The 21,839-nt window shown below is 63.7% G+C and carries 18 protein-coding genes and 1 pseudogene; 11 read left to right on the top strand and 8 right to left on the bottom strand.

The window, feature by feature from the left end; all coding sequences use genetic code 11:
- The 5 genes and pseudogenes from AUC71_RS14210 to AUC71_RS14190 form a co-directional block, all read right to left on the bottom strand.
- A partial coding sequence (locus AUC71_RS14210) for an SGNH/GDSL hydrolase family protein (protein ID WP_069624765.1) occupies positions 1 to 574 on the bottom strand: 574 nt, incomplete at its 3' end.
- Between the two features lie 11 nt (positions 575 to 585).
- Positions 586 to 2,109, bottom strand: a complete 1,524-nt coding sequence (locus AUC71_RS14205; RefSeq protein ID WP_158007874.1) for a BCCT family transporter — start codon at positions 2,107 to 2,109, stop codon at positions 586 to 588.
- 56 nt (positions 2,110 to 2,165) lie between these two features.
- The gene (locus AUC71_RS20045; protein ID WP_069624763.1) at positions 2,166 to 2,993 is read right to left on the bottom strand and encodes an SAM-dependent methyltransferase; all 828 of its coding nucleotides are present in this window, start codon (positions 2,991 to 2,993) and stop codon (positions 2,166 to 2,168) included.
- Entirely contained in the window at positions 2,980 to 3,786 is an 807-nt protein-coding gene (locus AUC71_RS20040; protein WP_204376739.1) for a glycine/sarcosine N-methyltransferase, read from the bottom strand. Before AUC71_RS20040 ends, AUC71_RS20045 begins: the two co-directional genes overlap by 14 nt.
- A gap of 192 nt (positions 3,787 to 3,978) precedes the next feature.
- Positions 3,979 to 5,305, bottom strand: a pseudogene (locus tag AUC71_RS14190) (PQQ-dependent sugar dehydrogenase).
- Between the two features lie 261 nt (positions 5,306 to 5,566).
- Here AUC71_RS14190 and AUC71_RS14185 point away from each other — a divergent pair.
- The 11 genes from AUC71_RS14185 (at position 5,567) to AUC71_RS20415 (ending at position 18,732) form a co-directional block, all read left to right on the top strand.
- Complete coding sequence (locus AUC71_RS14185) at positions 5,567 to 6,934, top strand: efflux RND transporter periplasmic adaptor subunit (RefSeq protein ID WP_204376738.1); 1,368 nt, start codon at positions 5,567 to 5,569, stop codon at positions 6,932 to 6,934.
- Between the two features lie 16 nt (positions 6,935 to 6,950).
- Entirely contained in the window at positions 6,951 to 10,115 is a 3,165-nt protein-coding gene (locus AUC71_RS14180) for an efflux RND transporter permease subunit (protein WP_069624761.1), read from the top strand.
- 246 nt (positions 10,116 to 10,361) lie between these two features.
- On the top strand, positions 10,362 to 11,801 hold the full coding sequence (locus AUC71_RS14175; RefSeq protein WP_069624760.1) for a circularly permuted type 2 ATP-grasp protein: 1,440 nt from the start codon (positions 10,362 to 10,364) through the stop codon (positions 11,799 to 11,801).
- A 57-nt stretch (positions 11,802 to 11,858) separates the two neighbouring features.
- On the top strand, positions 11,859 to 12,818 hold the full coding sequence (locus AUC71_RS14170) for an alpha-E domain-containing protein (RefSeq protein ID WP_069624759.1): 960 nt from the start codon (positions 11,859 to 11,861) through the stop codon (positions 12,816 to 12,818).
- A 4-nt stretch (positions 12,819 to 12,822) separates the two neighbouring features.
- A complete protein-coding gene (locus AUC71_RS14165) occupies positions 12,823 to 13,641 on the top strand; it encodes a transglutaminase family protein (RefSeq protein WP_069624758.1) in 819 nt (272 codons plus the stop codon).
- Between the two features lie 11 nt (positions 13,642 to 13,652).
- Positions 13,653 to 14,390, top strand: coding sequence for a proteasome-type protease (locus AUC71_RS14160; protein WP_069624757.1), 738 nt, complete (start codon positions 13,653 to 13,655; stop codon positions 14,388 to 14,390).
- Between the two features lie 197 nt (positions 14,391 to 14,587).
- Positions 14,588 to 15,220, top strand: coding sequence for a class I SAM-dependent methyltransferase (locus tag AUC71_RS14155; RefSeq protein ID WP_069624756.1), 633 nt, complete (start codon positions 14,588 to 14,590; stop codon positions 15,218 to 15,220).
- A gap of 38 nt (positions 15,221 to 15,258) precedes the next feature.
- Positions 15,259 to 16,812 (top strand): class I adenylate-forming enzyme family protein, encoded by a 1,554-nt coding sequence (locus AUC71_RS14150; RefSeq protein WP_069624755.1) that lies wholly within the window; start codon positions 15,259 to 15,261, stop codon positions 16,810 to 16,812.
- Between the two features lie 18 nt (positions 16,813 to 16,830).
- Positions 16,831 to 17,355 (top strand): DoxX family protein, encoded by a 525-nt coding sequence (locus AUC71_RS14145; RefSeq protein WP_069624754.1) that lies wholly within the window; start codon positions 16,831 to 16,833, stop codon positions 17,353 to 17,355.
- 115 nt (positions 17,356 to 17,470) lie between these two features.
- Positions 17,471 to 18,325 carry a calcium:cation antiporter gene (locus AUC71_RS14140; RefSeq protein ID WP_204376737.1) on the top strand — a complete coding sequence of 285 codons (855 nt, stop codon included), beginning with the start codon at positions 17,471 to 17,473 and terminating at the stop codon, positions 18,323 to 18,325.
- Positions 18,326 to 18,492: 167 nt separating this feature from the next.
- Positions 18,493 to 18,732, top strand: a complete 240-nt coding sequence (locus AUC71_RS20415) for a hypothetical protein (RefSeq protein ID WP_204376736.1) — start codon at positions 18,493 to 18,495, stop codon at positions 18,730 to 18,732.
- 79 nt (positions 18,733 to 18,811) lie between these two features.
- On the opposite strand, the gene AUC71_RS14135 is transcribed toward AUC71_RS20415, so the two are convergent.
- The 3 genes from AUC71_RS14135 to AUC71_RS14125 all read right to left on the bottom strand — a co-directional run bounded on the left by AUC71_RS14135 (position 18,812) and on the right by AUC71_RS14125 (position 21,720).
- A complete protein-coding gene (locus AUC71_RS14135) occupies positions 18,812 to 19,057 on the bottom strand; it encodes a hypothetical protein (protein WP_244500974.1) in 246 nt (81 codons plus the stop codon).
- Between the two features lie 72 nt (positions 19,058 to 19,129).
- Positions 19,130 to 20,710 (bottom strand): cisplatin damage response ATP-dependent DNA ligase, encoded by a 1,581-nt coding sequence (locus AUC71_RS14130; RefSeq protein ID WP_069624753.1) that lies wholly within the window; start codon positions 20,708 to 20,710, stop codon positions 19,130 to 19,132.
- Positions 20,707 to 21,720 carry a ligase-associated DNA damage response exonuclease gene (locus AUC71_RS14125; RefSeq protein ID WP_069624752.1) on the bottom strand — a complete coding sequence of 338 codons (1,014 nt, stop codon included), beginning with the start codon at positions 21,718 to 21,720 and terminating at the stop codon, positions 20,707 to 20,709. The genes AUC71_RS14130 and AUC71_RS14125 overlap by 4 nt, the downstream gene beginning before the upstream one ends.
- Between the last annotated feature and the right edge of the window lie 119 nt (positions 21,721 to 21,839).

Genomic DNA, 21,839 nt, shown 5'->3' with positions numbered 1-21,839 from the left:
CCGGATCGAGGTGAACGCCGTCGACGGCACTCACTTTCGTCACTGTGCCGGCGTCGAGGAACAAGACGCCGAAACCCTTGGCGATCGTCCTGTAGGCCTCGCCGAGCCCACGCGATGTCGCTTGGCCGCCCCCATAGAACAGGGACATCTCCGCGCTGAGCGAGCCGAGAGGAGGGGGTGCAATCAGAAGCGCTTTGGGTGGCGTCGCGCCGGGTCCTGCGAGGCTCGCGTTGACGGCGCGGATCAGCGCCCCGCAATTCATGGCGATCTTGCCTGCCGTGAGACCATAACTTGGCGCACTGTCGTTGGTACCCAGCATGATAGCGACCACGTCGAGCGGGGCATGGGATTCCAGCAGCGTCGGCAGCATCGCGAGACCGTTGCGATTGGGCCGCGAAGGTTCGTCGGTCGCCACGGTGCGGGCGTTCAGCCCTTCCTCGATCACCCGGACGCGGCCCTCTAACGTGCCCTCAAGCACGCGGGGCCAGCGATCTTCCGGCGGAAGCCGCGAACCGTTCTTTGGGCTATAGCCCCAAGTGATTGAATCGCCGAAACACAGGATGGATTTCGTCAATCAAGCGTCCCTCAGCCAGCGCGGCGTGACTTCCGGGAGGCCCGTCGCGCCTTACGTTGCTGGGTAGCATCTTCATGGAGCTCAGCCATGAAGCCAACCCCTAAGGCGACAAGGACGATGGAAAAGGGCAGCGCGGCCGCGATCGCCATGGCCTGAAGCGCGCCGAGACCGCCGGCGATCAGGAGCGCCGCAGCCACCGCGCCGATGCCGATGCCCCATTGCACGCGCTCGAGTATAGGCGGCTCCGTATGCCCGCCGGATTGCATGGTCGTGACGACGAGCGTGCCGCTATCGGCGCTCGTCACGAAAAAGATCGCGACCAGCAAGGTGGCCGCGGCGGCGACGATCGTGGCGAAAACACCGGTCTGCAAATAGTCGATCATGACGTAGAGCGAAAGAGCAGGGGCGTTCTTGGCGATGTCGATGATGGCCGGTCCCGCACGCGCCGCGGAGATCGCCGCGCCTCCCATGATCGACAGCCAGACGAACGTGATGCCCGTCGGCACCAGGAGTACGCCGAGAATGAATTCCCGCACCGTGCGTCCGCGCGAGATACGCGCAATGAAAAGTCCGACGAACGGCGTCCAGCTTATCCACCAGCCCCAGTAGAACGTGGTCCACGAGGACGCCCAGCCCGTGTCATCGCTTGCCGTCTCGTAGGTGAGCCACGGCAGCTGCGCCAGGTAGTCGCCGAGCCGAAGCGTGAAATTGCGCAAGATCGGTTCGAGCGGCGCTGAAACGAGCACGACGGCGAGGATGAGTGCCGCGAGCCAGATATTGGCAAGCGACAGCAATCGAATGCCGCGGTCGAGGCCCGAGCTGACCGAAAGCACCGCGGCGCCGGAGATCACCGCCACGAGCAGAAGCTTGTGCTCCGTCGAGACATGCCAGCCGAACAACCGATTGAGCCCCGCATTGATCTGATCGGCGCCGAAGCCGAGCGACGTGGCGAGACCGAACACGGTGGCGACGATGGCGACCACATCCGCAAGCTTGCCCGGCCAGCGATTGACGCCGTCGCCGATCAAGGGACGCATGGCGGAACGGACGGTGAGCGGCTCGGACTTGCGGAACGAGAAATAAGCGAAGATCAGTCCGGCGACCGTGTAGAGCGCCCAGGGCATGAGCCCCCAATGGAAGAAGGTGATTTCCATGGCCACGCGGGCCCGGATCACGCTCGACGGGTCCGGCCCCCAAGCCGCGATCAGCGGGTTGCCGGCATAATGGGTAAGGGGCTCGGCAATCGACCAGAATACGAGACCGATGCCCATTCCGGCGGCGAACAGCATGGCGGCCCAGGACAGCCAGCCGAATTCCGGCCTTTCGTCGTCGGCGCCGAGCCGCACCTTCCCCCAATGGCCGAGCGCCAGGACCACGCACATAATAAGCGCTGCTGAGACCACCGCGCCGTAGAGCCAGCCGGCGGATTCCGAGATGACGTCTCGGGCCGCGGCGAAGCTCTCCTCGGCGAGGGTCGGCCAGCCAATGGTCGCGACCACGAAGATCAGAACCACGAGTTTCGCGCTCGCCGGCACTCCGATCGTGCAATGGGCGAGGGGAGAGTCCGAGCCGCTGTCGCGGCCTGCCTCCACTAAGCCGCCTTACGGAAGTGCATGATGCCCCAAGCGAGCAGGCCGCCTTCGGCGCCGGACACCCAGTGCCCGAGGCCCTTGAGCATGCGGTTGACGAAAGCATCGCTTGCGCCGAGCTCGTCCCGGCGCGCATCCAGCTCCTCGGTGACGCGGGAGTAGTGAGTGCGCATATGCCCGGTCAGTTCCTCGACCTCGACCTCCTCGAAGCCGCGCCCGGAGAGTTCCTCGCGATAGAAGCCGAACGACGCGAGATCGGGCAGGTGGATACGGTCGTAGATGGGCTTCAGCGGAGTCGGATCTTGCAGGGCGTCCGCCTGCATGGGGTCGGTGAAGATGAACTCGCCGCCCGGCTTCAGCACGCGCGAGACCTCGTCCAGCACCGCGCGCCGGTCCGGCGCATGCAAAATGGCGTCCTGGCTCCAGGCAAGATCGAACGTCGCTTCCTCGAAGGGTATCGAGTCGAACGAGCCGTCGACCACGGTGATTTTGTCGTCCAGGCCGGCCGCGCGGGTGAGAGCCCGGTTGCGCTCGTTCTCCACGGCCGAGAGATTGAGGCAGGTGACTTTCGCGCCGTAGCGCTCGGCGAGGACGCGCGCCGCCCCGCCATAGCCCGAGCCCAGGTCGAGCACGTGCTTACCCTTGAGTGAGCCGGCCTTCGCCGCCATACGCTCGACGGTGCGCCGGCTCGCGGCGCTGATATCGGGGCCCTGATCGTAGAGCCCCACATGAATGTCCTCACCGCCCCAGATCGTGCGGTAGAAATCGTCCGCCTCCGCGCTGTCGTAGTAGTCGCGGGCAAGCGCAATGGTCTGATCAGTTGCTGCCATAGCTCTTCTCCGCGACATGGATGAAGAAGTCGGGATCCGTCTCCTCGCCTTCCTCTTGGAAGTCACCGTAGGAATGGATTTGCTGGAAGCCGGCCTGGCGCAGCAACTTGCGCGTGTAGTTCTTGCGCAAGGGGAACATGTTGAGATTGTGCCGCGAAGCGTCCGGGAACACATACTCGAAGCGGGCAAGGCCGTCGTCCACATGGACCGGCTCGGCCGTGACCTGATCGCCGCAATAGTAATATTTGTGCTTGCTGGCGAAGCCCTCGTCCAAGATGCGGTCGTAATTCCGCTGGTCGAGGATCAGGATGCCGTCATGCTTCAGCGCGGCGTAGAACTCGGCAAGTGCACGCCTACGGTCGTTCTCGTCGAACAGATGGGTGAAGCTATTGCCGAGACAGATGATCGCGTCGAATTTGCCGCGCACGCTCTCATTGAGCCACCGCCAGTCGGCATGAATGGTCTTGAGCACCACGTCATGCTGGCAGCCATTATCGAAGGCCTTGGCGAGCATTTCGGCGGAGCCGTCGACGGAAGTGACGTCGAATCCGGCCTTGAGGAGCTGGACGGAGTGAAACCCCGTGCCAGCGGCGACATCGAGAACGCTCTCTTTGCCGCGTGCTTTTAGAACATCGATGAAAAAGCGGCCTTCACTTCTCGCGCGCTGATTCCAATCGATGAGTTCATCCCACTTCTCGACAAAACCCCGGACATATTCCGTGACGTACGTATCGGTCTCCCGGACCTTGATCGGATTATCGCCGTAGTCTTGCGTGGTCGTAGGGACAAACAAAGTTCTCGTTGCGTCCGAGATGGGGGCCTCCCTTTCTCTAGGATTGATGCGCCAGATTTTTTGAGTGAGGAGCCTATAGCATCATGAGGCCGCGCTGGCCACCCAACCAGCGGCAGTCAGCCTCTCCGAATGCCCGATATTCGCGAAGCAGGGCAATGCAGGGCAATAAAGCACTTATATATCAAAGGCTAATTATTCTGCTGCGGCTGGGGTCACGCGCCAAATTGTGTTGCCCACGTCGTCAGCAACGAGCAGTACGCCGGATTTATCGATGGCCACGCCCACGGGCCGGCCATAGGCGTCATCTCCCTCGCTCAGGAAGCCCGTGAGAAAGTCTTGCGGCTCGCCCGTGGGGCGACCGTCCTCAAACGGCACGAAAATCACCTTGTAGCCGCTTGGGGGCCTTCGGTTCCAGGACCCGTGCTGGCCCACAAAAGCGCCGCCCCGATAGCGCTCCGGAAACAGCGTGTTGTCGTAGAAGGCGAGCCCAAGCGATGCGGTGTGCGGCCCGAGCGCATAGTCGGGCACGATTGCTTTTTCCACGAGGTCGGGCCGCTGCGGTCGCGCACGCGGATCGAGATGGTCGCCGAAATAGCTGTAGGGCCAGCCGTAGAAGCCGTTCGCCTGCACCGCCGTCATATAGTCCGGCACGAGGTCGCTGCCGAGCTCGTCGCGCTCGTTGACCGTGGTCCATAGCGCCCCGCTCTCCGGGTGGAAGGCGCAGCCCCACCGGATTGCGCAAGCCGGAGGCGAAAAGACGCGATTGACCGGTGCCGAGGTCGATCTCGTGAAGTGCGGCCCGGCCTTCCTCGTTGTCCATGCCATTTTCGCCGATATTGCTGTTGGACCCGACGCTGGCGTAGAGGCGCGCGCGTCCGGGCTGGCCACGATGTTCTTGACCCAATGAAGATTGAGGTCCCCCGCCGGGAGATCGGCGATTTTCTCTCCTTTAGCCGTGATCTCCGTGGCGCCTTCCGTGTAAGGAAAACGCACCACACCATCCGTATTGGCCACGTAGAAATCGTCCCCGACCAGGGCCATGCCGATCGGCGAATTGAGCCCGGTGAGAAACGCCGAGCGCATCTCGACTTTGCCGTCCCCGTCCGCATCGCGCAACAAAGTGATTCGGTTCGCGCTTGGGACGTCGCGCCCGCCCAGCGCATGCCCAGTTGCATGATCCAGCCCATGAGCCCGCGTGTCAGGTCGGCTGCGGCGGCGCGGCACTCTCGGCCACCAGCACGTCGCCATTGGGCAAGACGTGCAGCCAGCGGGGGTGATCGAGGCCGGTTGCGAAGGCGTTCACGGTGAAGCCCGCAGCCGGCTTCGGCTTGACGCCTTCAGGCCAGCCTTTCGCGTGCGCCAGGACCACGGTCGGCAGAAGGGTCTGGACCGGCGGCGGCAGCTCCGGGTTCGGGCCGGTCCCCGCATCGACCGGTAGGGTGGCCTCGTCCCCACAACCGCTCAAAGCAAGGCAGAGCAGGGCGAGCGATAGAAATGCTGCAAGCCGAACGGGCATCATCAGTGGCCTTTTGCTTGGGACGCACGCATCGGCAGCACTATAGCGCCTGGATGGTGGTGAACCCCGGACGTGGGACAAAATGCCGTGATCTCTGCTCCAAATCGTTGGCGACAACCCCGTTTTCATTATGTAGTGATTACTAGGATTGTACCTGATGCCCCTGTGTTCGGCCGCCCGTTTGGGGTAGCTTCCTCCAATTGAGCCTTGCGCGCGAGTCGCCCCTCCCTGCGACCGGCGGGCTCGCCGCCTTGAGAAGCAAAGATGCAGCAAAGAAATCGAAGCGCGAAGCGCTCTGACGCGGACCGGTCGAGCGACGCCGAGGCGTCGGAAAGCACGGCCGATGTGTTGGAGCCTGGCGAGACCAAGTCCGAGGCGCCTGTGCCTAAGCCCGCCGAAGCCCCCGCGCAGCCCAAAAATCCGCCGGCTTCGCAGCGCGGCGGCCGCATTCTTCTAATCACGCTCGCGGTTCTCGCCCTCGCCGCGGTCGGCTACCGCTATATGGTCGCGCCGCAAGGCAGCGAGGAGGCCGCGAGCCAGGCGGCCGGACCGCCGGCGCCACCGGTCACCGTAGCGAAGCCGTTGGTCGAAACGCTCCGCGAATGGCGCGACTTCACGGGTCAATTCGAAGCGCAGGAATCGGTCGAGATTCGTGCGCGGGTGAGCGGCTATCTCGAGTCGGTCAACTTTACCGACGGCCAGCTTGTGAAGAAGGGCGATCTGCTCTTTGTGATCGAGCCACGGCCGTTCGAGATCGCCCTCGATTCCGCCAAGGCCCAACTTGACCAAGCGGAGGCGCAGCTCCAGCTCGCCAAGGTGCAGCTCGAGCGCACGGCGCAGCTCCGCAAGAACGACTACGCCTCGCAGCAAACCTATGATGAGCGGGCCGCGGAGGTGAAAAGCGCCACGGCGTCCCGTGACGGCGCGCTCGCCGCAGTCCATCAGGCGGAGCTCAATCTCGACTATACGCGCGTGCTCGCGCCGGTCTCCGGACGCGTCGGCCGCCACGAGGTGAGCATCGGCAATCTGGTCATGGGCAGCACCGGCGAGACCACGCTGCTGACGACCATCGTCTCCCTCGATCCCATCTGGCTCATGTTCAACGTGAGCGAAGGTGACGGCATGACCTACAAGCGCCTGATCCAGAAGGGAGAGGTCGAGTCGGTTCGTGACAACTTGGTCAAGGTCGAGGGCCAGCTCATGGACGAGAAGGGCTGGCCGCTCAAAGGGCAGATCGATTTCGTGGACAACCAATACGACCGATCTTCGGGGACTATCCGCGTGCGCGCCGCCTTCCCCAATCCGGACCTTTTCATCACGCCGGGCCAATTCGGCCGGGTACGCGTGCCGATGTCGCAAGAAAAACCGACCATCCTTGTGCCCGACGCCGCGGTGGTCACCGATCAGTCGGTGAAGCTGCTTTTCGCGGTGTCCGAGGACGGCACGGTTGTGCCGAAGCCGGTCGAGCTGGGCGAGCTGGCCGACGACGGCTTGCGCATTATCAGGAGCGGCATCACCAAGGATGACGAGATCATCATCAATGGGCTGCTTCGCGCGCGTCCAGGCCAGAAAGTCACGCCGGAGCAGGGCGAGATCAAGCCGCCCGCGGCCACGCCGCTAAGCCAGAAATAACGGGCCGGTCGCGGCAATGAATATCTCTCATTTCTTCATCGACCGGCCGATCTTCGCCGCCGTCATTTCCATCATCATCACGTTGATCGGTGGCGTGGCCTATTTCGCCCTGCCGATCGCGCAGTACCCGGAGATTGCGCCGCCTTCGATCCAGGTTACGGCGCAGTATCCGGGCGCCTCCGCCGAGATCGTCGCCAACACCGTCGCCACGCCGATCGAGCAAGAGGTGAACGGTGTGGACAACATGATCTACATGACGTCCCAGTCGACAGGCGACGGGTCCATGGCACTGACCGTGACCTTCAAGCTAGGCACCGATCTCGATACGGCGCAAGTTCTGGTGCAGAACCGGGTGGCCATCGCCACGCCAAGCCTGCCTGAGGAGGTGCGCGCGCTCGGCGTGCAAGTGGTCAAGCAGTCTCCCGACCTCATGATGGTCATCCATCTGAGCTCGCCGGACGACAGCCGCGACCTGCTCTACATCTCCAACTACGCCACGCTGCACGTGAAGGACGTGCTGTCGCGCATCGACGGCGTCGGCAACGTCACCATCTTCGGGGCGCGCGACTACTCCATGCGCGTCTGGCTCGACCCCGACAAGCTGGCGGTGCGCGATCTCACGGCGGGCGACGCGATCAATGCGATGCGCGCCCAGAACGTGCAGGTGGCCGCCGGCGTCATCAACCAGCCGCCAGTGCCCCAGCCGGGCGCGTTCCAGTTCAACGTGGAGACCCAAGGGCGCCTGACCACACCTGAAGCCTTTGGCAACATTATCATCAAGTCGGACAGCGATGGCCGGGTGGTGCGTGTGCGCGACGTCGCACGCGTCGAACTCGGCGCCGCCGACTACAACCGCAACGGCTATCTCGACGAGCGCGTGGCGATTCCCATGGGTATCTTCCAGCGCCCGGGATCCAACGCGCTCGAAACCGCGGACCAGGTCATCGCGGCCATGGAGCAGATGTCCAAGTCCTTTCCCAGCGGGCTGCGCTACGACATCGTCTACAACCCGACTGTTTTCATTTCGGACTCCATCGAGGCGGTGCTTCACACCATGATCGAGGCCGTGATCCTCGTGATCCTCGTTATTGTCATCTTCCTGCAGACATGGCGCGCGTCGGTCATCCCGATTGTCGCCATCCCCGTCTCGCTCATCGGCACGCTCGCTGTGTTGTCGGCGCTGGGCTATTCGCTCAATAACCTCTCGCTGTTCGGACTCGTGCTGGCCATCGGTATCGTGGTCGACGACGCCATCGTCGTCGTGGAGAATGTCGAGCGGAACATCCGCGAGGGCCTGGCGCCGCGCGAGGCGGCGCATCGCAGCATGGACGAAGTCGGCACGGCTCTGATTGCCATGACGCTCGTGCTCGGCGCGGTGTTCATTCCGACCGTGTTCTTGAGCGGCATTCTCGGTCAGTTCTTCCGGCAGTTTGCCGTGACGATCGCCACCGCCACCTTCATCTCGCTTCTCGTTTCGCTCACGCTGAGCCCCGCCCTCTGCGCGCTTCTGTTCAAGCCGCATGAGCCGTATCACGAGCGGAAGAATGTGATCTCACGCGGCATCGGCCGGTTCTTCCACTGGTTCAATATTGGCTTCGATTGGGTGTCGTCCAAATACGGCGCGCTCACGAGTCGTCTGATCCGCGTGGCAGGTCTCATGCTCGTGGTCTATGCCGGGCTTATCGGCCTGACCGTCTTCCAGTTCCGCGCGGCCCCGACGGGCTTCATTCCGAACCAGGATCTCGGCTATCTCATCAATATTATCCAGCTGCCGCCGGGCGCATCCCTGGCGCGCACCGACGAGGTCGCGCGCAAGGTCACGCAGATCACGCTGGATACGCCGGGCATCGCCCATGCCGTGCCCATTGTCGGCCTCGACGGCGCGACCTTCACCACGGCCCCGAACGCGGCGGTCGTGTTCACGCCCCTCGATGCCTTCGACGTGCGCGCCGAGAAGGGCCAAAGCGCCGATAGTATTTCAGCCGCCCTGAACCAAGCCTTCGCGGGCATCCAAGATGCCTTCATCATCAGCGTGTCGCCGCCGCCCGTGCGCGGCATCGGCACCACCGGCGGCTTCAAAATGGAAGTTCAGGACACCAAAGGCAGCTCCTTGGCGCAGCTGGAGCAGGTGGCGCAGTCCATTGCCGGCGCGGCCAACCAACAGCCGGGTTTGGCGGGCGTGTTCACAACGTTCAATACCCGGACACCTAGTGTCTATGCGGATATCGACCGCGTGCGCACCGAGATGCTGGGCGTGAACACCGACGACATCTTCCAGACGCTCGAGGTCTATCTCGGCTCCCAGTACGTGAACGATTTCAATTTCCTCGGACGCACCTATCGCGTGACGGCGCAGGCCGACGGACAGTTCCGGCAGGATCTGCACGCCATCTCCGAGCTCAAGACGCGCAATGCCGAGGGCGAGATGGTGCCGCTCGGCTCCGTCGCCTCCTTCCGCGACATCACCGGCCCCTACCGCGTGGAGCACTTCAACCTGTTCCCCGCCGCGGCCGTGCAGGGTGGCACCAAGCCCGGCTACTCTACGGGCTATGGCCTGGAGACCATGGAGAAGCTGGCGGCCGAAAATCTGCCGGAAGGCTATTCCTTCCAATGGACCGAGCTCGCCTATCAGGAGAAGCAGGCCGGGAACACGGCGATCTTTGTCTTCGGCGCGGCGGTGGTCTTCGTGTTCCTGTTGCTGGCCGCGCAATATGAGAGCTGGGGACTGCCGCTTGCCGTTGTCCTCATTGTCCCCATGTGTCTGCTCGCGGCGGTGAGCGGGCTCATGCTGCGCGGCATGGATGTGAACATCCTGGGCCAGATCGGCTTCGTCGTGCTGATCGCCCTCGCCGCAAAGAACGCCATTCTCATCGTCGAGTTCGCGCGGCAGAACGAGGAGGCGGGTGAAGATCGCTTCCAGGCGGCGGTCGAGGCCGCGCGCGTGCGTCTGCGGCCGATCCTGATGACCGCGCTGGCCTTCATCCTCGGCGTGGTGCCTCTCGTCATCGCCACGGGCGCGGGCGCCGAGATGCGCCAGTCTCTTGGGACGGCTGTGTTCTTCGGCATGATCGGCGTCACCGCCTTCGGTCTCATCTTCACACCGATCTTCTACGTGGTGGTGCGGAAGTTCTCGGCGGCCCCGAAGGCGCATACGCGCGAGCATCCCACACCCGCCGAATAGACGAAGCGGCGGAGTCCCGGCTGCCTTCGTATGCGCGCGATTCCGCCCCGGCCGATACCGTTCACAGGGATGATTTGGTCTGGATTAACGCATCCGGGTTCAACGGTTGCTCAAGCAAGCGGCATGGGACTAAGATGCTCGAAAAATAGAACGCGGGAACGGAAACGAACACGGAAGTGGGCGATTTGGAGCGCTTGAACAGGACGGGCTTGCTTGCCGCAAGACAGTGACACATTGACGGCGGAGATGAAGTCGAACGATCCCGCCGACTATTATCGTAAGTTCTTCAATGAGATGCGAGATCCGGACGGCGAGGTGCGCCCCGCCTATAAAGCCCTCGCCGAGCTTCTCGACAATCTCTCTATCGAATCCCTGGTCACCAAGCAGAACGCCGCGGATGAGCTCTTCCGGCGTTTAGGCATCACCTTCGCGGTCTATGCCGAGGGCGGCTCCACGGAGCGGCTGATTCCCTTCGATCTGATCCCGCGCATCCTTCACCGCTCCGAGTGGGACCTCGTCGAGCGCGGCTGCCTCCAGCGCGTGAGGGCGATCAATATCTTCCTCTACGATATCTATCACGACCAGGAGATCCTGAAGGCCGGGCTCATCCCGCCGGAGCTCGTCCTGCTCAATTCCGCCTTCCGTCCCGAGATGTGCGGTGTGGATCTCCCGAACGACGTCTACGCCCATATCGCCGGCATCGACCTGATCCGCACCGGTGAGCGGGACTTTTTCGTGCTCGAGGACAATGTGCGCACCCCCTCCGGCGTCTCCTACGTGCTGGAGAACCGCGAGATCATGATGCGCCTGTTCCCGGATGCGTTCGACGGTCAGAGCATCTCACCGGTCGGTAATTACCCGGAGCGGCTGCTGGAGAACTTGCGCGCAGTAGCCCCGAGCGGCGCCGACGATCCTGTTGTCGTGCTGCTGACGCCCGGCCGCTTCAACAGCGCCTATTTCGAGCATGTGTTTCTGGCCGAGCAGATGGGCATCGAGCTCGTCGAGGGCGGCGACCTGTTCGTGCGCGACGGCGATGTGTGGATGCGGACCACCGAAGGTCCGGTCAAGGTCGACGTTATCTATCGCCGCGTGGACGACGAGTTCATGGACCCGCTGGCGTTCCGGCCCGATTCCATGCTTGCCGTGCCGGGTCTGCTGTCGGCGGTGCGTTCGGGGCGCGTTGCGCTTGCCAACGCGCTGGGCACCGGCGTCGCCGACGACAAGGCGATGTATATCTATGTACCGCGCATGATCGAGTTCTATCTCGGTGAGCACGCCATTCTGAACAACGTGCACACCTACGTTCTGCGCGATCCCAAGCAATGCCAGCACGTTCTCAACAATCTGGAGAACCTCGTGGTCAAGGAGGTGCAGGGCTCCGGCGGCTACGGCATGCTGATCGGTCCCGCCTCAACCAAAGAGGAGCGGGAAGCCTACAAGGCCCGCGTGCTCCAGGATCCTGACAATTTCATCGCCCAGCCGACCCTCTCGCTGTCGACCGCGCCGACCTTGCGGGGTGGCGAGATCGTGCCGCGCCACGTTGATCTGCGGCCCTTCGTGCTCTCGGGCAAGGAGACCAGCGTGATCGCCGGCGGATTGACCCGCGTCGCGCTCCGCGAAACGTCCCTGGTCGTGAACTCGAGCCAGGGGGGCGGCACCAAGGATACTTGGGTGTTGGAGCACTAGCATGATCCGGAAAAGTGGAAACCTGTTTTCCGGCAGGATCATGCGGAGAAGAACGTCATGCTGAGCCGGACCGCCGACAATTTGTTCTGGATGGCGCGCAACATGGAGCGGGCGGAGAATACTGCGCGCATGCTCGACGTCAGCTTCCGCATGTCGCTCTTACCTTCGTCCGTCGACAAGCAAGCTCAGTTCGAGCCGATCCTCTCGATCGCGCCGGGCGACGGCACTTTCCACGAGCGCTACGGCGTGCTGAGTCACGAGAGCATCATCCGCTACGTCGTGCTCGATCAGGAGAATGCCGGCTCCATCTGTTCGCTCATCCGCAACGCCCGGGAAAACGCGCGGGCCCAGCGCTCCGCGATCTCGAGCGAGGCCTGGGAAAGTCTGAACTCCACTTGGCTGCAAGTGCAGAACCTCGACTATGAGGGCCTCATGCGCTGGGGCTATCGCGACTTCTTCGACTGGGTGAAGGAGCGCTCGCATCTATTTCGCGGCGTGGTGTTCGGCACCATGCTGCACGACGACGGCTTCCGCTTCATTCGGCTTGGCACCTTCATCGAGCGCGCCGACAACACCGCGCGCATCCTCGACGTGAAATACCATGTGCTGCTGCCGGACACCGAGCAGGTCGGCGGCTATGTGGACTACTATCAATGGGGCGCGCTGCTCCGCTCCGTCGGCGCCTTCCGCGCCTATCGCCGCGTCTATCACGACACGGTCTATCCTTGGCGCATCGCCGAGCTGCTGATCATGCGCGAGGACATGCCGCGCTCGCTGCATCATTGCTACGAGGTCGTGGTGTCTACACTCGACGATCTCGCCGGCAAGAAGCCGCTTGAGTGCCGCCGCATCGCCGGTCAGACCTATGCCCAGTTTCGGTACGGCCGGATCGACCGGGTGTTCGGCGAGGGACTGCATGAGTTCCTGACCGCGTTCATCGAACGCAACAACGATCTGGGCTCGCAGATACAAGAGGACTTCTTGATGACTCCCCTGGCGATGGCGGAGGCCGTGTGACGTCATGTTGATCCGGGTCGAACACGCCACGTCCTATCGATATTCCGAGCCGGTGCTCGCGACGACGCAATATCTGCGCATGACGCCTCTATCTGGCCGCACTCAAGCGGTGGAGAGCTGGGCGCTGACCTGTCCCGGCGCGACCATGACCCAGTGGCAGGACCAATACGGCAATGCCTGCCACACGCTGACGGTGTCGAAGCCAGTAGAAAGCCTTGATATCCGCGTCAACGGCCTGGTCCGGACCCGCGATACGAGCGGCGTGACCGGCATGGCCCAGTCGGAGCTGCCGGCCATGCTGTATTTGCGCGACACGCCTTATACCGTGGTGACCCGAGCCATCCGCGACTTTGCCGGCCCGTTCGAGGCGCCCGCGGAGAAGGACCGGATTCAGGCGCTGCATGACATCATGCTTGGCATTGCCGATGAGGTCGTCTACCGCCCTGGCGACACCCATGTACACACGACCGGGGCCGAGGCGCTGGAGCAGGGCGCCGGCGTCTGTCAGGACCTTGCCCATATCTTCTGTGCCGCCTGCCGGGCGTTGGGCATCCCGGCGCGCTACGTGAGCGGCTACCTGACCCAGGGCCTCGACCACCAGGCGCATGCGGCAAGCCATGCCTGGGCCGAGGCCTTCGTTGACTCTCTCGGCTGGGTAGGCTTCGATCCGACCAATCGCGCCTGCCCCGGCGAATCGTATATCCGTACCGCCGTCGGCCTCGACTATGCCGAGGCAAGTCCGGTGCGGGGGGTCCGCGCCGGGGGTGGTGTCGAGACGATGAGTGTCAACGTTAGTTTCCCCAACCAACAACAAGCCCAGTGAGGGTACCAGAAGTGACGTACTGCATCGGCGTGTTGCTCGATGAGGGGGTTGTGCTTGCGTCGGATTCACGCACCAACGCGGGCATCGACCGGGTTTCGACCTTCCGCAAAATGTTCAGCTACGACAAGCCGGGCGAGCGCTTCTTCACGCTCCTCACCGCGGGCAATCTGTCGCTGACGCAAGGCGTGGTCAGCCGGATCGGCGAATGGCTGAACACCGAAGACCCGGAGCGCGATCTCTTCGCCGTCAATTCCATGTTCAGCGCGGCACGCGTGGTCGGCGCCGCCTTGCGCGAGGTGCACAGCACCGATGCGGGCTATCTCCAGCAGCACGACATCGACTTCACCGCCTCGTTCATCCTCGCCGGCCAGGTCAAAGGCGGCCAGCTGCGCCTGTTCATGATCTACGATGCGGGCAACTTCATCGAAGCCATGGGCGACACGACCTATTTCCAGATCGGTGAGGTCAAATACGGCAAGCCGATCCTGGATCGGATCATTAGGCGGGATATCTCTCTCGGCGACGCCGCGAAATGCGCGCTCATCTCTTTCGATTCCACCATGCGCTCGAACGTATCGGTCGGCCCGCCCTTGGATCTCATGATTTATCGGCGCGACTCCCTGAAGCCCGGCTTCACCATCCGGCTGGAGGATGACGACCCCTATTTGCAGGCAATCCGCGATGGTTGGGGCGGAGCTATCTATAAAGCGTTCCACGACATCAGCCACGATCCAGGCTGGAAAATTTGACGCGCGAGGGCACCGCCGCCCCTGCAGCGCTAACGTTTATACAACACGCTTGCGTTAGAACGCCCTCGGTTTACAGGCCGGAGGAGGTTGCGCAGCGCCATGAGTATCCACATTCACCATGTCGATCCCGGAAGGTCGGTCGAGACCAAGCCGCGCTTGAGCAGTTCCAGAAGCAGTGGGCCACGTATCAAAAACTGGTGGATCACGACGCCGTGGCCAGCAAGGAGACCGGCGCGATCCTGCACGATAGGCTGGCGGCGGTTCCTGAGCCCTTCGATTTTCTGGATATTGCCTGCGGCGATGCCGGTCAGATGAGAACGGCGCTCGCGGCCACGAAGGTCCGTCACTATCAGGGCATCGATCTGTCGGAGCCGGCACTTGCCCTCGCCGCCAAGAATCTGGAGGGCGCCCCCTTCGGTGTCGGCTTGGACCATGGCGATTTCGTCTCCATCCTCACCGCCCGGCAGGATCCATCGGATATCTCCTGGTGCGGCCTGTCTCTCCATCACCTCAAGACCGACGGCAAGCGCAGCCTGCTCCAGGCCCTGTGCGGGTCTACCAGTCAGTTTTTGATGATCTACGAGCCGACCAGGGTCGATGGCGAGGATCGTGACGGCTATCTGGAGCGTTTCTCTCGCGTCAACAAAGGCGCCTGGACTTTTCTCACGCCCGAGGAATGGGAGCAGATCTATCACCACGTCTCGACCTGCGATTTGCCGGAGACGGCGGATACCTGGTTGGCGTTGGGCCGCGAGGCCGGCTTCGCCGAGGCGAAACAGATCTATCTCGACCCGACCGGATTCTACGGACTTTACCGTTACGACCGGTAGCCCAACAGGCCGCTGCCGTACCTGACGAGAGGAAGACCATGCCGCACGCAGGACCGCTCCTTGAGAAGCCGCTTCAGCTTTCCGATTTGTTGCAGGTCGGCCTGAAGGATCGAGCCGGCGATCCGGCCCTGATGTCGCTCGAGGCGGTGATGTCCTGGGCGGATCTTGAAGAGTCCTCCAGCCGGCTTGCCGCCAACTATCTGGCGCTCGGCCTGAAACCGGGCGACCGGGTGGCCTCGCTCATGCCCAACCGTGTGGCGCTGATCGTCCACTACATCGCCTGCTTCAAGGCCGGGCTCGTGCTCACGCCGCTGAACTATCGCTACACGCCGCCGGAGATCAACCACGCGCTGGATGTGAGCGACGCCAAGATTATTCTGAGCCACGCCGAACGGGCGGAGGATATCGCGGCGAGCAAGGCGTCGAGCCTGCCGCTTGGCGTGATTTGGTACGGCGCGGAGGAGAGCAAGCAACCGAGCATCGAAAGCCTCATCAAGGCCGAGCCGAAAGATCCTGCCTTGCCGCGGATCGATCCGAAGACCCCCGCGGCGATCTTCTTTACCTCCGGGTCCACCGGCCCCGCCAAGGGCGTCACCCATACCCGCGAGTCGCTTGGTTGGATGTTCGCCAGCGCCGTGCAAGGCTTCGAGGTCACCTCCAATGACGTGGTGCTGCCGGGCTCGTCCTGCACCCACATCGGCGGCTTCACGTTCGGCATGTCGGCGCTCTCGGCGGGTGCGCGCCTCGTCATCGCGCGGGGCTTCGATCACGAGGAGATCGGGCCGCTGCTGCGCACGACCCGGCCCACGCTGCTGTCTATGCTGCCCACGGCGCTGCTCCATCTCATTCGTGAGCACGACATGACCCCGGCCGACTTCACGTCGCTGCGCCTTGCCCGGTCCGGCGGCGACAAGGTCTCCGCGGAGCTGGAGAAGGAGTTCATGGCGCTGACCGGCAAGACGGTGAGCGAGGGCTATGGCATGACGGAGTTCGGACTTGCCGCGCTCAATCCGCCAATGGGCGTGGACAAGCTCGGCTCTATCGGCCTTCCGGGCCCCGGTTTCGTGTTCTCCATCCGAGATGAGGATGGGGCCGAATTGCCGCTCGGTTCGCCAGGCCGCCTATGGGTGCGGACGCCGACCCAATGCGCCGGCTATTGGAACGACGTCGAGGCCAGCGCCGAGGTGCTGAACGAGGGGTGGTTCGACACCGGCGACGAGATGAAGCTCGATGAAGACGGCTACAGCTGGTTCTGCGGCCGCCGCAAGCAGATCATCGTTCACGACGGCTCCAACATCTCGCCGCAGGAAGTCGAGGACGCGCTGCTCGCGCACGAGGCCGTGGAGCTTGCCGCCGTGGTGGGCGTGATCGACGAATCGCACGGCGAAAATGTGCGGGCCTATGTGGAGATCAAAGCCGGCGCGGAGCAGCCCAAGGCCGGCGAGTTGATCAAGTTCGCCAAGGAACGGGTCGGCTACAAGGCGCCGGAAGAAATCGTCTTCATCGACAAAATGCCGCTTAATCCCACCGGCAAGGTCGACCGCGTATCGCTCAAGAAGATCGCCGCCGCCGAGCACGGTCATCACGTTTAGGGCTACGAGGAGGTTCCAATGATTCTGGAAGATCTCGGCTCTCTGGTAATCCGCGTGGCGTTGGGCTGGCTTTTCGTCACCGGGGCCTGGGCCAGCGGCAAGGACAAGGCGGCCCGCGACTTCACCACCTCCGAAACCGCGCTCGTCTTCAAATGGCGTCCGGAGATTTTCGCCTGCCTTGGCATTCTCATGCTGGCCCTGAGCGGTCTTTCCGTGCTGTTCGGGGTCTTCCCCCGTCTCGGCGCGCTGGTCATGACGGTGTTTCTGATCCCGGCCGCCATGATCCATTTCGCCAAGCGGGGCCAGGCGGAAGCCTTCAAGGACCAGATCGCGCCGGTTCTTTCCCGCGAATCTCACGCCGAAGCAAAGAGTGCGCTCGAGGCGCTCACCGCGAACGCCGTATTCGGTCATTTCACGGCGGGACTGAAGACGCTCTGCCTGCTTGGGCCGAGCCTCTATCTCGTCCTGGCCGGCGCGCGGGAGCCAATGCTGATCGGGCTCGGTGCCGACGGGCACTGGCACGGCCTACTGACCCGCCTCTAGCGGCCCAGCCTCGGGCACGAGATCTTTACGGGAATAATGCGCGCCAAAGGGTTCCGGATCGCCGTCCGGCATGGCATTGAGCACGGCGAAGCAAGGAAACAGGGCCGCAAGAAGAATGAGCCAATCCCCGAGCCCCAAACCAGCCAGTAGGGCCAAGACCGCCAAGACAAAAGAGGCCAGCAAGGCCAAGGCAATCGGTAAAGCAAACACGGGCCGCGCGGCTGCGAAATCAAGCGCGGCTTCGAGCGCCAAACACCATCAGGGCTTTTTTGGGCGGCTTCGGTCCGAGCTCGGACTGCTCGCGGGCATTGTCACGACAGTCCTGTTCTACACGATCGGGAAGGAGTGGATCGCCGACCTCGACAACCTTCCCTGGCTCGTCTTCACCTTCGCCTGGCTGTTCGGCGTGATGATCTGGTGCGCCTTCGGCGTCGTGCGCCACGCCGACGCGCTTGCCGACATCCTGGGCGAGCCCTACGGCACCCTGATCCTCACCATCTCCGTCATCAGCATGGAGGTGGCGATCCTGGCGACCATCATGCTCGACGGCACGCCGAGCCCGACATTGCCGCGCGAGACGATGTTCGCGATTTTGATGATCGTGCTGAACGGCATGGTGGGCACCGTGCTCGCGATCGGCGGACTGCGGCATCGCGAACAGCAATACAATCTGCAAGGCGCGCTGGCTTACCTGGCGGTGATCACCCCGCTTGCCGCCATCGCGCTGATCCTGCCCACCTTCACGCAATCGACGGCGACCCCAACCTTTACCCCACAACAAGCCATCATCTTCGGCACGCTGACGGCGCTGCTCTATGCCGCCTTCCTCGCCATCCAGACAACGCGGCATCGCGACTTCTTCATGCAACCGAGGCGCGCGCGAAGGACGCCGATCTGGCGGCGCCGGCAAGCCCCGAGCCCCACGGCCATGGGACCGTCTATTCGGCGCCGTATCACGCGGTTCTGCTGATCGCCACGCTGCTCCCCGTCGTTCTGCTGTCGAAGCCGCTGGCGAAGCTGCTCGACCACGGCATCGAGCAGATCGGTTTTCCCATCGCGCTTGGTGGCGTTCTGATTGCAGTCCTTATCCTGTCGCCGGAATGGACGGCCGCTTTGCGCGCCGCGGCGCGGGATCAGTTGCAGCGCGCCGTGAATCTCAGTCTCGGCTCGGCGCTGTCCACGATCGGTCTGACCGTCCCGGTGGTGCTGGCGATCAGTGTCATGACCGGGACGCCGATCGAGCTCGGCCTCAGCAATGTGGAGATCGTGCTGCTCGCGGTGACCCTGTTCGTCAGCCACATGACCTTCTCAGGCGCGCGACCAACATCCTGCTGGGTCTCGTCCACCTGGTCCTGTTCGCGGCCTATCTGGTGCTGATCTTCAGACCCTGAAATCGCTCAGCCCCATTTCTTGCCGAGTTCCGCCAGCCCCGCGCCGGCCAGATCTTCGGGGCTCATCACGACCTCAGGTCGCAATCCGCATTGAACTTGAGGAAGAACGGCTCGACGAACTTCGGGAGATCGGAGGCCTTTTCCATATCGATAATGAGGAGGGCGGTTCGCTCGCCGCAATCGTCCGTGAAGTAAACGGCCTCCGGCTTCAGCTCTGCCAGGATGCTCTGCATGAGCGGTCCGGCCTCGCCGTTGCGGACCAAGTCGTTGAAAGATTCGGTGGGGAAACGCGCAGTCAGCATCATTCTCATGGCTTGTCCTCCCGTCGGGCGCGGTTGTGCTGGGCAGCTTAGCCCCGAGAATGCTGCACTGGCACGACAATCCTAGTCCGCGATCAAGGCCTGCACGGCTTGGAGCGTGTCGGCCTCCGCCGCCGGCTTGTCCCAGCGGATGCGGTGGATGCGGGGAAAGCGCATGGCCACGCCGGACTTGTGCCGCGTGGACCGGTGCACCGAGTCGAAGGCCACCTCGAACACGAGCTTGGGCGCGACCTGACGCACGGGCCCGAAACTGTCCACCGTGTTGCTGCGCACGAAGCTGTCGAGCTGTTTAAGCTCCTCGTCCGTGAAGCCGAAATAGGATTTTCCGACTGGCACGAGCTCCGGCGCACCGGTTTCGCCTTCGCGCCAGGCGCCGAACGTGTAGTCCGAATAATAGGAGGAGCGCTTGCCGCTGCCGCGCTGCGCATACATCAGCACCGCATCGATCATCAGCGGCGCCCGCTTCCACTTGTACCAATGGCCTTTGGGGCGCCCGGCGAGATAGGGGCTCATCCGGCGCTTCAGCATCAAGCCCTCGATGCCGGTTTCCCGCGCTCCGGTCCACAGCGCCTCGAGCTCCGCTACGGTGTCGAAGCCGACGACCTCCGAGATGTCGGTGCGCGCCGGGGTGTGCTTGGCGTGCCACGCCTCGAGCCGCGCACGCCGCTCCATGAAGGGCAGGGGGCGCAGATCCTCACCGCCCTCGAACAGGAGGTCGTAGAGGCGGATATGGGCGGGATGCGATTTCAGCATCGCCGCCGTCACCGTCTTGCGGTTGAGGCGTTGCTGAAGGTCGTTGAACGGCGCCACATCGTCGCCGCGCAGCACTAGAAGCTCTCCGTCGAGCACCACGCCGTCCGGCAGAGCCTCGACGACATCGGGGAAGGCGCCGGAGATATCGTCGCCCGTGCGCGAGAACAGCCGCTTCTCGCCCTTTTGATGCGTGGCCTGCACCCGGATGCCGTCCCATTTCCACTCGGCCACGAAGTCGCCGGGTGTGATGGCCGTAAGCTCCCGGTCCTCGATGGCGTGGGACAGCATCAACGGGCGGAACACGGCGCTGCCGCTTGTGTCGGGCCGCGGTGCCTGGTCCGTCAGCCAGGCAAATAGCGGCAGATAAGGTGGCGTGAGTCCGTGCCAGACTTCCTCGATCTCGGAGAGCGGCTTCCCGGACCATTGGGCGAGCGCCGTCTTGGCGAGACGCGCCGAGACGCCGACGCGGAGCGCGCCGGTCAGGAGCTCAAAAGCCCAGCGCCCGGTCGCGTCCAGCCTGTCGAGCCAGCCGGTAAGCAGCTGCGGAATCTCGGTGGCATTTGCATGTCGGACCCTCTCGACCACGTCGGCGAGCCGAGGGGGGTCCTGGCCTTCCTCCTGCGCCGGCCAGAGCAGCGAGATGGTCTCCGCCGTGTCGCCCACATAGTCGCGGGAGAGCTTGAACAAGACGGGGTCGACACGCGCCTCCAGCATCTCGGCGAAGATGCGGCGGAAGGGCACCCGGAAGAACAGCCCGTCGGTGAGCGCGGCGAGCGCATAACCCCGGTCCGGGTCAGGCGCACTCGCGAAATAATCCACCATCAGGCGCAGCTTGTCGTTGCGTGAGGGCGTATAGGCGAGCCGGTCGAGAAGCGCGGAGAAGTCCTTCACTGGTCTTCGTCCTCGCGGCCGACAAGCGCCAGCGCCCGGCCGCGGCGTCCCGTCGTCGCAATGTGATGGAGCAGCGCATCCTCCCGGCCATGGGTTACCCAGATTTCCTCGGCGCCGGTCTCGGAGATGGTCTCCGTCAGCTCGCGCCAGTCGGCATGGTCGGAGATGACGAGAGGCAGCTCGATGCCCTGTTGCCGGGCGCGCGCCCGCACGCGCATCCATCCCGAGGCGAAGGCGGTGAGAGGATCTGGCAGCCGGCGCGACCAGCGGTCGGCAATGGCGGACGGCGGCGCCAGGACGATCGCGCCCTTGAGCTCATCTTTGGCTGCGCCTGTCGCAGGCACGAGGCGGCCCGAGCGCACGCCGAAGAACTCGTAGAGATCGCAGCACGCTTGCAGCGCGCCGTGGATGAAGATTGGCCGGTCGTACCCCGCCTCGCGCAACAGGGCGATCATCCGCTGCGTCTTGCCGAGCCCGTAGGCGCCGACCACATGGGCCCGCTCGGGGAACTGCGCCACCGAGGTGACGAGCTTTGCGACCTCTGCCGCGGCATCGCCATGCTGGAACACGGGCAGGGCGAAGGTCGCCTCGGTGATGAAGAGGTTGCACGGTACAAGCTCGAACGGGACGCAGGTTGGATCGGCGCCGCGCTTGTAATCGCCGGAGACGACAGCGCGCGCGCCCTTGTATTCGATCAGAACCTGCGCGCTGCCCAGCACATGGCCGGCCGGATAGAGCGTCACCGTGACGTCGCCCACGGTCAGCGGCTCCCCATAAGCGAGGGCTTGGCTTCGCCGCGGCGCGCCTTCGCCGAGCCGCGCATCCATGATGGCGAGCGTCTCCCGCGTCGCCAGCGCGGCGGCGTGCCCTGGCCGGGCATGGTCCGAGTGGCCATGGGTGATCACGGCGTGGGAAACGGCCCCATTCGGGTCGACATAGAACCCGCCAGGCCGGCAATAGAGGCCCTTGGCGTCCACCGTCAGCCATTGATCGAAGCGGGGGATACTCATTTTTGCGCAGCCTGTGGGGAACAAAACACGGATTCACCAACCAGAGATTGAGTTGCATCAGGTTGCGCGCAACCTGGTTGCGGTGCCCCGGGCAGTCTCACGCGTAGGATGCATCTTGG

This window comes from Methyloceanibacter marginalis, assembly GCF_001723295.1.
GTDB classification, from domain to species: domain Bacteria; phylum Pseudomonadota; class Alphaproteobacteria; order Rhizobiales; family Methyloligellaceae; genus Methyloceanibacter; species Methyloceanibacter marginalis.
The sequence above is the reverse complement of the archived record's forward strand: the minus strand, read 5'-3'. Positions and strand labels throughout refer to the sequence as shown.

Coding starts and splice junctions, on each gene's coding strand:
- AUC71_RS20045 (WP_069624763.1), bottom strand. CDS start 2,993: ATGGCAGCAACTGATCAGACCATTGCGCTTGCCCGCGACTACTACGAC.
- AUC71_RS14185 (WP_204376738.1), top strand. CDS start 5,567: ATGCAGCAAAGAAATCGAAGCGCGAAGCGCTCTGACGCGGACCGGTCG.
- AUC71_RS14180 (WP_069624761.1), top strand. CDS start 6,951: ATGAATATCTCTCATTTCTTCATCGACCGGCCGATCTTCGCCGCCGTC.
- AUC71_RS14175 (WP_069624760.1), top strand. CDS start 10,362: ATGAAGTCGAACGATCCCGCCGACTATTATCGTAAGTTCTTCAATGAG.
- AUC71_RS14170 (WP_069624759.1), top strand. CDS start 11,859: ATGCTGAGCCGGACCGCCGACAATTTGTTCTGGATGGCGCGCAACATG.
- AUC71_RS14165 (WP_069624758.1), top strand. CDS start 12,823: ATGTTGATCCGGGTCGAACACGCCACGTCCTATCGATATTCCGAGCCG.
- AUC71_RS14150 (WP_069624755.1), top strand. CDS start 15,259: ATGCCGCACGCAGGACCGCTCCTTGAGAAGCCGCTTCAGCTTTCCGAT.
- AUC71_RS14145 (WP_069624754.1), top strand. CDS start 16,831: ATGATTCTGGAAGATCTCGGCTCTCTGGTAATCCGCGTGGCGTTGGGC.
- AUC71_RS14140 (WP_204376737.1), top strand. CDS start 17,471: ATGAGCCAATCCCCGAGCCCCAAACCAGCCAGTAGGGCCAAGACCGCC.
- AUC71_RS14135 (WP_244500974.1), bottom strand. CDS start 19,057: ATGAGAATGATGCTGACTGCGCGTTTCCCCACCGAATCTTTCAACGAC.
- AUC71_RS14125 (WP_069624752.1), bottom strand. CDS start 21,720: ATGAGTATCCCCCGCTTCGATCAATGGCTGACGGTGGACGCCAAGGGC.